This is a genomic window from Arthrobacter sp. TJ-240, from assembly GCF_058269195.1.
Window position 1 is genome coordinate 716,338 of sequence record NZ_JBZCNG010000001.1, and the last position, 13,093, is coordinate 729,430.

General features: G+C 64.7%; 13 protein-coding genes. 5 read left to right on the forward strand and 8 right to left on the reverse strand.

What is annotated here, in order from left to right; all coding sequences use genetic code 11:
* Nucleotides 1-315 precede the first annotated feature (315 nt).
* Nucleotides 316-1,071 (forward strand): GAF and ANTAR domain-containing protein, encoded by a 756-nt coding sequence (locus tag AC4D2C_RS03485; protein ID WP_490912621.1) that lies wholly within the window; start codon nt 316-318, stop codon nt 1,069-1,071.
* 114 nt (nt 1,072-1,185) lie between these two features.
* Here the strand turns inward: AC4D2C_RS03485 and AC4D2C_RS03490 are convergent, their stop codons facing one another.
* Together AC4D2C_RS03490 and AC4D2C_RS03495 are read right to left on the reverse strand one after the other, a co-directional pair.
* Nucleotides 1,186-2,121, reverse strand: coding sequence for a BLUF domain-containing protein (locus AC4D2C_RS03490; RefSeq protein ID WP_490912622.1), 936 nt, complete (start codon nt 2,119-2,121; stop codon nt 1,186-1,188).
* Nucleotides 2,122-2,430: 309 nt separating this feature from the next.
* Entirely contained in the window at nt 2,431-2,604 is a 174-nt protein-coding gene (locus AC4D2C_RS03495) for a hypothetical protein (RefSeq protein WP_490912624.1), read from the reverse strand.
* A gap of 233 nt (nt 2,605-2,837) precedes the next feature.
* On the opposite strand from AC4D2C_RS03495, the gene AC4D2C_RS03500 reads away from it, so the two are divergent.
* Together AC4D2C_RS03500 and AC4D2C_RS03505 are read left to right on the forward strand one after the other, a co-directional pair.
* On the forward strand, nt 2,838-4,031 hold the full coding sequence (locus tag AC4D2C_RS03500) for a beta-ketoacyl-[acyl-carrier-protein] synthase family protein (protein ID WP_490913029.1): 1,194 nt from the start codon (nt 2,838-2,840) through the stop codon (nt 4,029-4,031).
* A gap of 729 nt (nt 4,032-4,760) precedes the next feature.
* Entirely contained in the window at nt 4,761-5,144 is a 384-nt protein-coding gene (locus AC4D2C_RS03505; RefSeq protein WP_490912626.1) for a hypothetical protein, read from the forward strand.
* A 140-nt stretch (nt 5,145-5,284) separates the two neighbouring features.
* On the opposite strand, the gene AC4D2C_RS03510 is transcribed toward AC4D2C_RS03505, so the two are convergent.
* The 4 genes from AC4D2C_RS03510 to AC4D2C_RS03525 form a co-directional block, all read right to left on the reverse strand.
* Nucleotides 5,285-5,914: a GNAT family N-acetyltransferase gene (locus AC4D2C_RS03510; RefSeq protein WP_490913030.1), complete on the reverse strand. Its 630-nt coding sequence runs from the start codon at nt 5,912-5,914 to the stop codon at nt 5,285-5,287.
* 187 nt (nt 5,915-6,101) lie between these two features.
* Nucleotides 6,102-6,449: a hypothetical protein gene (locus AC4D2C_RS03515; protein WP_490912627.1), complete on the reverse strand. Its 348-nt coding sequence runs from the start codon at nt 6,447-6,449 to the stop codon at nt 6,102-6,104.
* Nucleotides 6,450-6,566: 117 nt separating this feature from the next.
* Complete coding sequence (locus AC4D2C_RS03520; protein WP_490912629.1) at nt 6,567-6,833, reverse strand: hypothetical protein; 267 nt, start codon at nt 6,831-6,833, stop codon at nt 6,567-6,569.
* Nucleotides 6,830-7,501, reverse strand: coding sequence for a GAF and ANTAR domain-containing protein (locus AC4D2C_RS03525; RefSeq protein ID WP_490912631.1), 672 nt, complete (start codon nt 7,499-7,501; stop codon nt 6,830-6,832). The genes AC4D2C_RS03520 and AC4D2C_RS03525 overlap by 4 nt, the downstream gene beginning before the upstream one ends.
* Nucleotides 7,502-8,243: 742 nt before the next feature.
* Between AC4D2C_RS03525 and AC4D2C_RS03530 the strand changes: the two genes are divergently transcribed.
* Both AC4D2C_RS03530 and glsA read left to right on the forward strand, forming a co-directional pair.
* On the forward strand, nt 8,244-8,513 hold the full coding sequence (locus AC4D2C_RS03530) for a ribbon-helix-helix protein, CopG family (protein ID WP_490912633.1): 270 nt from the start codon (nt 8,244-8,246) through the stop codon (nt 8,511-8,513).
* Between the two features lie 236 nt (nt 8,514-8,749).
* Nucleotides 8,750-9,718 (forward strand): glutaminase A, encoded by a 969-nt coding sequence (glsA, locus tag AC4D2C_RS03535; protein WP_490912634.1) that lies wholly within the window; start codon nt 8,750-8,752, stop codon nt 9,716-9,718.
* A 423-nt stretch (nt 9,719-10,141) separates the two neighbouring features.
* Here the strand turns inward: glsA and AC4D2C_RS03540 are convergent, their stop codons facing one another.
* Both AC4D2C_RS03540 and AC4D2C_RS03545 read right to left on the reverse strand, forming a co-directional pair.
* On the reverse strand, nt 10,142-10,702 hold the full coding sequence (locus AC4D2C_RS03540; protein WP_490912635.1) for a uridine kinase family protein: 561 nt from the start codon (nt 10,700-10,702) through the stop codon (nt 10,142-10,144).
* Between the two features lie 153 nt (nt 10,703-10,855).
* Entirely contained in the window at nt 10,856-13,093 is a 2,238-nt protein-coding gene (locus AC4D2C_RS03545; RefSeq protein ID WP_490912636.1) for a heavy metal translocating P-type ATPase, read from the reverse strand.

Here is a 13,093-nt window from a genome sequence, read left to right on the forward strand (position 1 = left end):
GGTGGGTAGGTTCACCACCGGTCGCGTCGGGAATCCCAGGCGGCGCAGCGGAGAACATCTGCACCGCCCGCTGCTGAACGACACCCTGACACTACGCCCAAAATCATGTGCCACCGCACGTCACGGCTGTCAGATCCCGGGCTGCACCACATCCTGACCGGCAAAATGGCATCAGGGCTCAGCTTCCGAGTTCCTGGCGTGCTGGTTCCGGATGCTTCGGTCACGGGACGCTGACGCTGGATTAGGCTCGGTTGAGTAGGCCACGGCCGTGCTGCCGGTTCGGCTCGGACCGGGCTGGATGAAGGGAGCAATGCTATGAGCGACCGCATGAACGATGATTCCCAGGATGTACCCGGGATTGAAGAGACGATCGGCGGATTGATTGAAGGGCGGGATGTTCTTGCAGCGCAATTAGGTTCTCTCGCCCGGTCCCTGCAGCATGAGGCAGACCCGGAACGAATCCTCATGACGATGGTGCGTGGTGCGATTGATCTGATCCCGGGTGTCGATGAAGGCTCCATCAGTGTTGTCCATGACCGGAAGAATATTGGCTCTCGTGCCCCATCGAGCCTGTTGGCGGAACAGCTGGACGCGTTGCAGGGCGACACCGGGCAGGGCCCCTGCCTGGACGCGATGTTCATGCACCAGACGGTGCATGTGCCCGACATGGCTAGTGAAACACGATGGCCGCACTTCGCGCACCGTGCCGCCGAGGCCGGCGCGGGCAGCATGCTGTGCTTCCAGTTATGGGTCGAGGGCGACAACCTGGGCGCGCTGAACCTTTACGCCAGCCAAGCCGGCGCTTTCTCCCGGGAATCCGTTCACGTTGGCCTGCTCGTGGCAGCTCATGCGGCGGTAGCATTCGCCGAGGCCATGAAAGTGGAGCAGCTCAGCGAAGCCCTCGTAACACGGGACCTGATAGGGCAGGCCAAAGGCATCCTCATTGAGCGGTACAAGATCACCGGCGACCAGGCCTTCACGATCCTGGATCGCTCCAGCTCCAACACCAACGTGAAACTCCGCGATGTAGCCGAACACCTGGTCCTCACCGGTGAGATCCCCCAACAGTAACGGCTACACAGGGTGCACATCTTCGCGGACCGCCAGAAAATACTTCCGCCTCGGGTTGCCTTCCCTCAGCCGGCTAACGATAGAACCAGAGCCAGGTAACCGTGTGCTGCAATGTCACTGTAAGGGAATGGCGCGGTCCTGGAACCACCGGATGAGCTTGCACAGGACCTCGATAGTGCCGGCCGGGTCTGCGTCGTCCTCGGCGTCCGTGAACGTCTTCTCGTAGCCGGGCACGTGGTCAGACATGGTGGGACTGATGGGCTCGTAGCCCATCGTCCAATCCGGGAACTGCCGCTCATCCCGTGTCTCTTCGACAAGGACCCGCACCCGGGTGTGGCGGGGGTCGGCCCTGATGATGGCCATCCGGTCCCGCACTGTCGCTTCGGGGCCTTCCAACACCTGCAGGAAGCGACCCTGACGGTAGAGCAACATACCTGTCAGGTGTAAGGAGTCGTTGGTGCGGCGGCTAGCGGCGAGCAGCCTCGCCAGATCCGCATTGCTGAAGGGCCGGGTCGCGGTGCTGGAGTAGACCATGGACAACATCCGCTCCTTCCGAGCGACCCCGTCATCGGGCGCGACGCCGGTAAGGACTCTGTCACCCTCAGGCAGGCTCCACCTACCGCCACCCGCCCGAAGGACAGCTCTTACATTCGCATCAAGGTCGGCGTCTGGGTCGGCATCCACATCGGTCTGTAGGTCGGTGTTGGGTGTGTTCTCGTTTCTGCTCGAACTGTAGGGGGGTCGAGCTTCACGGCAGATGTCATCAATCATCTCGTTGACGGAATGGGCGATCATGTCCCGGTCAAAAGCGGGAAGGCGGATCAGTCCATGCAGGTATGCGTTGACCTCGTATTCCTTCACGTTGCCGCCCATGCCCAGGTGATACACGCAGAGTTCTTCCACTGAAATCCCGAAACGGCGCATGGCATCAAAGGTCAGAGCGTGTTGATGGTGATCTGCCTGTTCCCGATACCCCAGGTCCTCGTCCGGGGAGATGTGAGCGCTGGCTTTCCGATCGTGGCCCTGATCAGAATCGTGTCGGTCAACCATTCCGCATCAACCCTGCCAACTGCTTCGCTTCCGCATGTGCTCATCCGTTCGTCACACCAACCGTATCGACCCAGACCTCTGCGCAGGGCAGATACAAGACCTTGAGCCAACCCTCCCCCTGTGGCACAAGCTCATCGCTCACCCAAGGTGGCTTCTCCAGGTCCATAACGGTGGTGAGTGTGCAGGCGGTTCCCTTGGTTCGTGCTATCTCGGTGTGTGCGGGACAAGCAGCGAAGCGAGGGGAGCTCATACCGTGCTACGCGCTGACATCCGTGCGCTGTTACCTGCGAGGAGGTTTAGTCCTTGCTGCTAATCGTTGCTGTGCTTACCGCTTGTGCCCGCAGTGAGGCCGAGCCAGACAAAGATCCCGGCGAGGACGAGGAACGTGAGCATGCTGGGTCGACCGCCCGCCATGCCCGAAAGACCGACCACCCCGAAGGTGAACGCGATCAGCAGGTAGGGCATTTTCAGGTCCTTCGACATACCCGCGATCCTGGAACCGGCCCATCCTCCTCCCAGGCTTCCGTAAGCGCCGGACTGCGCACCGTTTACCAGCCAGTTCCCTCAACCACGGTTTTCTTGGGTTGGATGGGCTTTTGTGAGGTACTGGAACGAGTCCCGGCCGTTGGCGGGCAGCGTTGCGGGCAGGCCGGGCGCTTCGGCTCGACCGGTGGAAGGACGTGTTGTCGTTGGTAGCGAGTGTGCTCGGGGTGGTGGTGACCGGGATGGGTGCTATGACGCCCGTTGGAGGAACCGTCGCGCAGACATGGGACAGTCTCATCGCGGGTCGCTCGGGAATCGCAGCCTTGGACCAGCCGTGGGCGCAGGAGCTGCCGGTGCGGATTGCCGGGCGTGTCACTACCGATCCCGCAGCGTTGCTGTCCACCAGGGAGTACCGGCGGATGGATCGCTGCGGGCACCTGGCGTTGGTCGCATCGCGGGAGGCATGGGACCAGGCCGGTAAACCTGATGTTGACCCTGACAGGCTCGCTGTCGTGATCGGGTCCGGTTACGGGGGTCTGGGTACGGTGTTGTCCCAGGTCCGGACCCTTGATGCCGGGGGCTCGCGCCGGGTTTCGCCGCACACACTGACGCAGATCATGGTGAATGGTCCTTCAGCGTGGGTGTCGATTGATGTCGGCGCGCAGGGAGGCGCCCGTACACCCGTGAGTGCCTGTGCCTCGGGGGCTGAAGCGATCGCCCAGGGCGTCGAAATGATCACCTCGGGAGCCGTCGATGTCGTCGTGGCCGGGGGAGTAGACGCCTGCGTCAATGACCTGGCAATCAGCGGTTTCGCTCAGCTTCGGGCCTTGTCAACGAGTCAAGGCGACCCGACCATGGCTTCACGGCCTTTCGACCGTGACCGGAACGGGTTCGTGATGGCAGAGGGTGCCGGCATCATCGTCCTCGAGCGGGAGGAATTCGCCCGGGCGCGTGGAGCCCAAATCCTCGGTCGGATCGCTGGGACTGCCGTGACCTCTGATGCCGGTGACATCGTGGCCGCGGACCAGGCCATCCAGCATCGGGTGATGCAGAAAGCTCTTGCGGCGGCAGGGCTCACCGGGTCGGACATCGATTTCGTTCACGCACACGCCACGTCCACCCCCGTCGGTGACCTCCTCGAGGCCGGTGCGATCGCGGCGGTGGTCGGCAATGACGTGCCGGTCACTTCTACCAAATCCATGACCGGGCACCTGCTCGGCGGAGCCGGGACACTGGGTGCCATCGTGACCCTTCAGGCGCTGAGGACGGGTCAGCTGCCTGGAACCCTCAACTTCGAGAACCCCGACCCGGAGATCGACCTCAACGTCATCAAGACGACGACCGGATGTGCCGGCTCGACAGCTGCCATCACCAACGCCTTCGGATTCGGCGGCCACAGCACTGGCCTCGTCATCACCGCTGCCTGATAGGCCCCTTTTAGAGGTGACCCACCTGTCGGTCCAGCAGCGGGGACAGCCACGTCGACGATGCTTCGGCGACCGAGCGCCGAACCGGCGCCCACATCGCCCGCGTCTTCGACGCCGATCTCATACCCGCCAGTCGCTGACCCAACTCAGGCCAAGAGTCACGTCTTGCCACGGCACTTGTCTTGCGACCAATGCTGCTGTCTCGGTTTTGCAGTCGTGCCTTCGAGATGGGATATCAGGACGCAGACGGAGCAAAGCTGCTGGGTGAGCTTTCTTGTCTTGTCCTGGCGCGTTGCAACCGACCGGTTGGAAGGCAGCCGTCGTGGTCGTGCTCACCTCGAGCAGACTGACCTCTGAGGCGGACCGCAGCGAGATGACTAGGAGAGACAGCGCCTCCCATGTCGTGCCGGTGAACCGGGACGGTCGGATGGAGGATCTTGGCCCGTCCTAGAAAGCTTGGGGTTTACGAGATACCGCGAAGCGGGGTGCTGATCTGCTTCGCTTCCACGGGTGGACGTTCCCAGGTGTGTGTCGTCTCGGAGCGGACTGGTGAGCGGGATCCACAGCAGGGGTGAAGAATATGAGGGTAGGCCGCAGTATGCGTGCTCCGCGTATCGCGGGGACGCTTTCGAGGGTGGTTTTCAGTGCTTTTCGAGCGGCCGGTTCCGTGTGTACGTTCCGGTTGGTGCCTTTACCGTGTGCCTTCCGCAGTCGGGATAGGAAGTGCCAGTGCCCTTTCGAAGTAGGCAGACCCTCGAAGCTTGGGTTGAAGAATTCCGGACCACCCGGGAGGGCGGGGCGCTGATCACCGTTTTGGTGCAGGACGGGCTCGATGGTGCTGACACCGGTCTCGTCACCGTTCCGCTGCGCGACGACGGCACGGAAATCTACATGCAGCCAGTCGCCGTCGGGGACCCGACATGGTCCATCACTATCGGCATGCGGAAGGCCGAAACGACGTTGAGCGCTCCACAGCTCCACGGTCTTGCTGCGGAGCTCCTCCTCGCGGCCTCGCTATGCCAGTTCCTGCAGGAGAAATCCATCGGCCACGTGGAAGAACCCGACAACGCAGACACTGACGGTGACGGCGGGAATGACAGAGGACACAACTGATACCCGCTGGGAGGGAATCCTTTACCCGGTCAAGGAGCATCCCAGGTGTTCACGGGAGACAGCAGACCCGAAGACGATCGTCCCGCTGACGGGTTTCGCCCAAGCGACCGCACGTATCCATCGGGGAGCAGCTGGCCTTGTCATGGGTGGAAGTCCTTGCGCATGACTACTCGCCGCTTGGACGGATGGCTTACCTCCTGGAAGCCGGCCTGAGCGAACATCGCGACGGTACCTACGTGGAGTTCCTCGTCGAGGACCGCGGTCCTGGTAAGGGGATAACCTTCCACCGCTCGAGCGCCCTGTTCCTGTGCGTACTGCCCGGCCGAGCACGCCAGTGCCCGGCTGATGCCGCGTCGGCGGTAGCCGATGCGGGTCACGAAGCATGTCACGGCCCACACGCTGTCGTCGTTCTTGTCCTCCGTGCGATCAACCCATGGGACACGGTTATTCCGTATCAACCCCGGGTAGGCGGTGCGCGGCTGGACCGCGCACCATCCCACCGGTTCCTCGCCGAGGTAGGCGATGATCCCCGTGGTCCGAGGCGATGTTGGATCGTCGCAGTACGTTGCTTGGCGGAGCCTCTGGGCGCGTTCCTCTGCGGGGAAGGACGCCAAGCTCTCTCGTGGCTGCAATGCGTAGCGCTGGCACTGACACCTGCGAGGCGAGGCTGCACCGAGCACCGATTGAAGATCCTCCCAGGGCGCCTCGTTGGCCGGGATGACCCGCAGGGACGCAGCCGCAAGTTCTGCCCCTGGCCCAGTACCTGCCATCAGCGCCCACCCCTTCGACAACCGGCCGGATGTACACGAGCCAAACTAGCGGAAGCAACCGTCGGCTTCAGTCCGCATTCGCCAAAGTTAGGGGCAGGAGCCGGGCGAAAGGGATGCCTGCTGCGGATCGAACCAGCAATTCACCCACGGACTTGGACCAGGGCACCTGGCGCGCACAGCAGGGTGGCTAATGATCGTCGTACAGCGATGCGTTCTCCGCAAGATTGAGGAACCTGCCGTAGGGGCGCCGGTTCCAGTCCGATTCGAGCAAGCTTGCCAGCGCCATGTCGAGGAGGTCCCGCTCCAAGGGTCGAAGGTTTCCCTTGCCGTGCATGTAGTCGGCAACCTCGTCCTCGGTGGCGCTGCCGGCGAGGGCGACGTACTCGATCCATAGGTCCCAAGGATGTAGCGCATTGTCCATGACGAGTTGCATGACCCTACGGTGCTGCTCGTCCATCGTCTCGTTCATTGGTTGTCCCTTCCGCAGCCGATGCCAGTCCTTCCAGGTCAGCAAGACCAGCACTGGAAAGGCCACCGCAATCTTCCTGTTGCAGTCCCCGGTCGATTGGGCTGTACACCAACCATGTGGCCGCTCCCTTGCGGTAATTGCGAGCGGAGTTGCCGAACAGCCAACAGGCCGTGTCGGGCAGAATCAGGTGTTCGGCTCCTCGTCGTCGCTGTAGGGGGCGGCGAGCCGGGGGGTTTCGCTGATGAGTTCATTGACGGCGTGCGCGACGAGGTTCCGGTCCAACGGGACCAAGCAGGTCGCTCCGTGCAGGTATGCGTCGATTTCCAACTCGTCGGCGTTACCTGTCAGCGAGAAGTACCGGACCCACACCTGCTGCACATTCAGCCGGGTCGCGCGAATGGCATCAAGGGTACGCAGGCGCTGTTCCTCGGGGGAGAGCCCGAATGTCATCGTTGTGTGGCGGGGCTGGTACCGTTCCGGCGCTCACTGATGATGTCCGCCTGCGCTGCGATAGTCGTGCCCTCATCGGTGGCCAGCTCGATGAGGTGGTTCATCGCCGTCTGCCGGTCGATATTGTGGCGCTCCATGAGGATCCCTCGAGCCACGCCGATGGTGTCCCGCTCTGCGAGGGATGCCTTCACATCGCTGCTGATGCGCTGCGGAAGATCACTGGCCTGGATGTGGCCGAGCAGAACTGCCGCGGACCGGGCGAGGTTCACCAGCAGACGCCGGTGCTCATCGGTGAAGGCATCGGCCCTATCGGAGTAGACCTTCAGCGCACCGAGTCCGGTGCGGGTGTGCAGGAGCGGAACGCTGAGGCAGGACCGGACACCGCTTTCCGCTGCTGCGGAGGTCCACCCGGGCCACCGGGGGTCCTCGCGGGTGTCACCGACGTACACGGGCGTGCCGGTTGCCCATGCACTGATGCACGGGCCCTCACCGAGCTCGTACTGCAGGTCATCGGCTGCCAGGACACCGTCGTCGGTGGATCCTACGCTGAGGCGTTGTCCGTTCTGGTCCATGAGGCTGACGCCGGCGCCCGTCGCGGTGGCGATGATGTCGCGGGCGACTTCTGCCAGCCCGTTCACCGCCTCGTGTGCGGTTTCCTTCGTCAGCAAGTGACCGTTGGTTCGTCCGAAAATTGTTAGAAGCTCCGCCGAGCCTCGAGGTGTCGTCTCCACAGTGTGCTTTCACTAATCCGGGGCAGGGATCGTCACTGCCGGGAATGAGGCTGTCTGCTCAACCTCGTTAGGGAAGGGGTGTCGGCATCAACCGAACATCCCCTATTTTAGTACGCCCGACCGACAACCGCCGCAGCATCACCCCTGATGCAGGGACGGCGTGCGCATCCAGTTCAATCGCCCTGAGGGTTCTCCTTGCTGGACGTGTCACGCCGGCCCTTTCGATCTCAATGAGGTTGTCATTCCCATGCGCATTGCTCATCCACAAACGGACGGCTTTGAGCTCCACCCTTCGGGATCCACCCGCCCACAGGTGGATGCGTGCAGACGGGCCCTTGCTCCCTGCTGTCCGGGTGTGTGGAACAAGCAGCGGAGCGTGGGGGGGCTTATGTGCCGTGCACAGGTGGCGCACAAACCCTTGATGCCTTCTTGATCGGCCTCGACCGGTTTGTGCACCAGTGAGTTCTGCAACACAGGGGTTTAAGGGCCGAGGCATCATGCAACGCCTGTCCGGTCGGTCGTTCGTGGGAGTGCCTCACCGTGCAGGGCGTCACTGGTCCCGACCATGGAGCACGGGGCTGCGGTGGGGCGCTTCTTCAGCTACGAGGCACGGCAGTCTTCTCCCCGATGTCAGTCGTCAGCTGTAAACCTTGTTTACAACTGACGAGGAGAGACCTACGTGGCAACGAGCAAGCAGCACCCGCACTCGTCTGGGCAGGTCGTCTCCGTGCGACTTCCACCGGACACCATCAAACGGATCGACGCCCTGGCTGAGCACACGGGTCGCAGCCGCGGTCTCTATATCCGCCTCGCGCTGGATGCTTTCCTGTCAAAGCTCGAGGAAGATCACTGGAATCAGAAGACTGCCCGTTACGAGCAGGGCGGATTCGATCGTGACTTCGAACAGCTCACGACGCATCTCATGGAAGAGCCGGAGTCCAGCCCCTAAACCAGAACGCCCCGCCCGTAAGCCGATGGTTAGCCGGACGGGTCGGGGCGGAGTGTTACGGAGACGCTGTCGCGGATTCGGTATGGCATCGAGATGCCTAGAACCGACCCGTTCGATGGCAGGGGGCAGTCGAGTTGGCCGGAAGTCACTCCCGTCGTCGCAGGCCATCCCCCTGCAAGCAGTCGATCGCACCCGATACTGCCTCCATTCAGCACGACCTGTGTCACTGTAGACGGATGACACCGGACGCAGGAACCTATGACCTCGAGGATCTGCGGGCGCGGGTCATGCAAGAGAACGGCGGATCGGTGGACGACAGCATCCCCGAACTCGCCGCCGCGGACGCCGACCAATGCGCGCTGGCCCTGGCCCTGCCCGACGGGACGGTGCGCGGCACTACGCAGGCGGAGTCACCGTTCAGCGTGCAGTCGGCGGTCAAACCGTTCCTGTTCGCCCTGGCCCTGCTGGACACGGACGGCGACGCCCTGGACCTCATCGGAATCGAACCGACCGGCGAAGCCTTCGACGCGATCAAGCTCGAGAGCGGCACCGGCCGCCCACCCAACCCGATGGTGAATGCCGGAGCGCTGCTCACGGCATCGCTCATCGACGGCAGCGATGTCGACGAGCGTAACGAGCGGATCCTCCGAGGCCTCTCCGCCTTCGCCGGGCGTCGGCTCGAAGTGGATGAAAGCGTCGCCCACAACGAACACCTCCTCGGCGACCGCAACCACGCACTCGCACACCTCATGCGGGCGGAGGGAACCCTGCACGTCGGTGCCGACGATGCCGTCGCCGTCTATGCTCGCGCCTGCGCCGTCCTGGTCGACGTGAAGGCACTCGCGGTGATGGGGGCGACCCTCGCCTGCGGCGGAGTCAACCCGGTGTCGGAGGAGCGCGTCGTCCCGCCGGCCGTGGCCCGCGACGTCGTCTCGGTCATGGCGACCTGCGGTGTGTATGACGGCTCAGGCCGTTGGATGCGTGCAATCGGCATCCCCGCGAAGTCCAGCGTCTCCGGAGCGATCGTGCTCTCCGCCCCCGGGCGGCTCGGTGCCGCGGTCATAAGCCCGCCTCTCGACGAGCAGGGGACGAGCGTGCGCGGGCGAGTGGCCTCCGACCTTCTGAGCGTCGAGCTCGATCTGCACGCCTTCGGCTCGGCGACGGGCGGTGACCGCGGGGGACGCGCGTCCCGCGCCGAGCAGTGACCTCGTCAAGCATCGCCACGTCGACCCTGGTGGTCACCGACTTGTCGTAAGTCGAACTCGCTCAGCGGGGGCGCGGACAGACAGCACAGTCGTCATGCACCCACATCTACGTCATATCGCCGCTCCACGGCTGTCTCCTCGCTGCGCTTGCCGGAGGTCGCCGTCGTCTCTCCCGCGTAATCGCGGCATCACGTCGACGCAGTCCACTAACGCTCTGATGACGGCAGCCCGTCCTTCTTCATCGGGACTACGCGTCCCGTAATCGAAGGCGGTCTCAACGGTCGACGCACCGCGGGGAGAACTAAGCCTAGATCGTCGTTGTCTCACTGACCGCTGCGCCTTGCGCCATGACACTGTCTTGAAAACCTGCAGGCATTCGATACGCACTGGAGGGAAGTCGCGCCTGTCGAGGTACTCTTCGTGTCAGGCGACGCCAGGAACTACGAAATCTGCTCGCTCGCGGGTGTTGTCCCGTTCGAAGAAAGCGTCCTCCTCGATCATCCAGCGATGCCAAAGATCACGGTGAGTATCTCCGTCGCGTTCCAAGCCCCTGCGCAGTCGCTCGACCGCGGGAGTCTCCATCCAGACGCGGCAGGCGAGGTGGTTTGAAGCTTCTGCCCTGGAACAAGTCACACCTTCGATAACCACCACGGGTGACCACTGAACAGTTCGCCATCCGGCTAAGCCGTCTCCAAACTCATCGCCAGCCCAATCGCGCTGTTGGTAGGTGGCGTCTTGTCCGCTCAGTAAGGGGTCCAGCACCTGACCCTCGAATCGATCCCACCAGCCGGAAAAATTGTTCCACGATACAAAGTCATCAATTTGAATGAGCGGCGCACCTAGCCTTGAAGCCAGCGGCAGCGCGAGGGTGGATTTCCCTGCACCGGATGGACCGTCTACCCCGATGATACGGACGCCTACAACGGGCGCGGACAGGACGAACTCACAGATCTCATCGACCCGACGAGATTCTTCTTCTTCCATCGAATCATCCTCATCAGTCTGTTCGCTGGTCCCGCGGATGGCTGCGTGCGCGCCCTGACGGAGGTCTTTCGGACCCTCCCATTATGGAAGGCCGGAACGACGCCGGCACCCGGTCGGCAGTAGCCGATCGGGTGCCGGCACCGGCCCGTAGGATCACCGCCCGAAGCTGCGCAGCCTCAGCGAGTTGGCGACCACGAGGACGGAGCTCGCCGCCATCGCCGCTCCCGCGAGCATCGGGTTGAGCAGGCCCAGTGCCGCCACGGGGATGCCCACGGCGTTGTAGAAGAAGGCCCAGAACAGGTTGCCCTTGATGGTGCCCAGCGTTCGGCGCGAGAGCTCGATGGCCTGCGCCACCTGCTCCAGGCTGTTGCCCATCACCGTGAGGTCCGCCGCCTCGATGGCCACGTCCGTGCCCGAGCCCATCGCGATACCCAGGTCCGCCTGGGCGAGCGCTGCGGCGTCGTTGACCCCGTCACCGGCCATGGCGACGGTGGCTCCTGTGGCCTGCAGTTCCCGGACTGCGTCCACCTTCCCCGCAGGCGTCACGCCCGCCCGCACGTCCGCCGCGTCGATCCCCACCGCGGCGGCGACGCGCAGGGCCACGGCGCGGTTGTCGCCCGTGAGCAGCACGGGCCTCAGTCCGAGCCGGCGCAGGCGCCCGATGGCGGCCGCCGAACCGTCCTTGACGGTGTCGGACAGCGTGATGAAGCCCGCGACGTCACCGCCGACGGCGACCCACACCGCCGTCGTCCCGGCATCCTGCGCGGCACTGAAGGCTGCCGCCTGCCCGCCGGTGGGGCGGATCCCGTGCTGGTCCAGCCAGCCGGCCTGGCCGGCGGTGACGATCACGCCGTCGACCTCCCCGCGCACGCCACCTCCGGGTGCGCTCGAGAAGTCCCGGGCCTCCGGAAGCCGTCCCTCGCCCGCAGCATGCTGCGCGATGGCACGTGCGATCGGGTGCTCGCTCGCCGCCTCGACGGAACCCGCAAGCCGCACCAGCTCGGCAGCTGAGACGTCCGAGAGGACGACGACGTCGCCGACGGCCATGACGCCGGTGGTGACCGTGCCGGTCTTGTCCAGCACGATGGTGTCCACGGTGCGCGTGTCCTCGAGGGCCTGGGGTCCGCGGATGAGGATGCCGAGCTGTGCTCCGCGCCCGGTGCCGGTCAGCAGCGCCGTCGGCGTCGCGAGGCCGAGGGCACAGGGGCACGCGATCACGAGCACGGTCACGGACGCGGTGAAGGCGGCGTCGAGGTCGCCGGTGAGGACGAGCCAGAGCACGAAGGTGAGGATCGCGATCACCAGGACCACCGGCACGAAGACAGCGCTGATGCGGTCGGCCAGCCGGGCGATCCGGGCCTTCCCGCTCTGCGCCTGGCTGACCAGGCGGCCCATGGAGGAGAGCACGGTGTCGGAGCCGACCCGCGTGGCCCGGACCACGAGCCTGCCGGACGTGTTGATCGTGGCTCCTGTGACGGCATCACCAGGGGTGACCTCGACGGGGACGCTCTCGCCCGTCAGGAGGGCGGTGTCGACGGCGCTGGAGCCCTCCGTGACGACGCCGTCCGTCGCGATCTTCTCCCCGGGGCGTACCACGAACTCGTCGCCGGGGATCAGCCTGTCGGCGGGCAGCGTGACCTCGGTGCGCTCGCCGTCGACGGTGCGCAGGACACGGGCCTCCTTGGCGCCGAGGTTCAGGAGCGACGTGAGTGCATTCCCGGCCCGGCGCTTCGCGGAGGCTTCGAGGAACCGGCCGAGCAGCAGGAACGTCACGACGACGGCCGCGACCTCGAAGTAGAGGCCATGCGCGTCCATGCCGGCCATGCCGGGGTGCTGCGTCAGGGCGGGATCGGCGAGGAGCTGCCAGGCCGAGAAGAGGAACGCCGCGGTGACGCCGATGGAGACGAGGGTGTCCATGGTGGAGGACAGGTGGCGCCCATTGATCGCGGCCGCGCGGTGGAACGGCCATGCGGACCACGTCACCACGGGAAGGGTCAGGGCGAGGACCACCCAGCCCCAGTCCGGGAACTGGAGGGCGGGCACCATGGAGATCAGCAGCACCGGGACGGACAGGACGGCGGCGAGGACCAGGCGCGCTCCGAGGAGCGACGGCGTGTGGTCGTGGGCGTCCTCGTGCGCATGGTCGGGGTGCACCACGTGGGCGCCGTAACCGGTTGCCACGACGGTGTCGACCAGGTCCTGGTCGCTGACGGACGCGGGCACCCGGACCACGGCGCTCTCCAGCGGCAGGTTCACGCTCGCCTCCACGCCGTCGAGCTTCCCGAGCTTCCGCTCGACCCGACCTACGCAGGAGGCGCACGTCATCCCCTGGATGGCGAGTTCGACGACGCGCGTCTCCTGCCCGGTGCCCGGGATCTGCTGGGTGGTCAT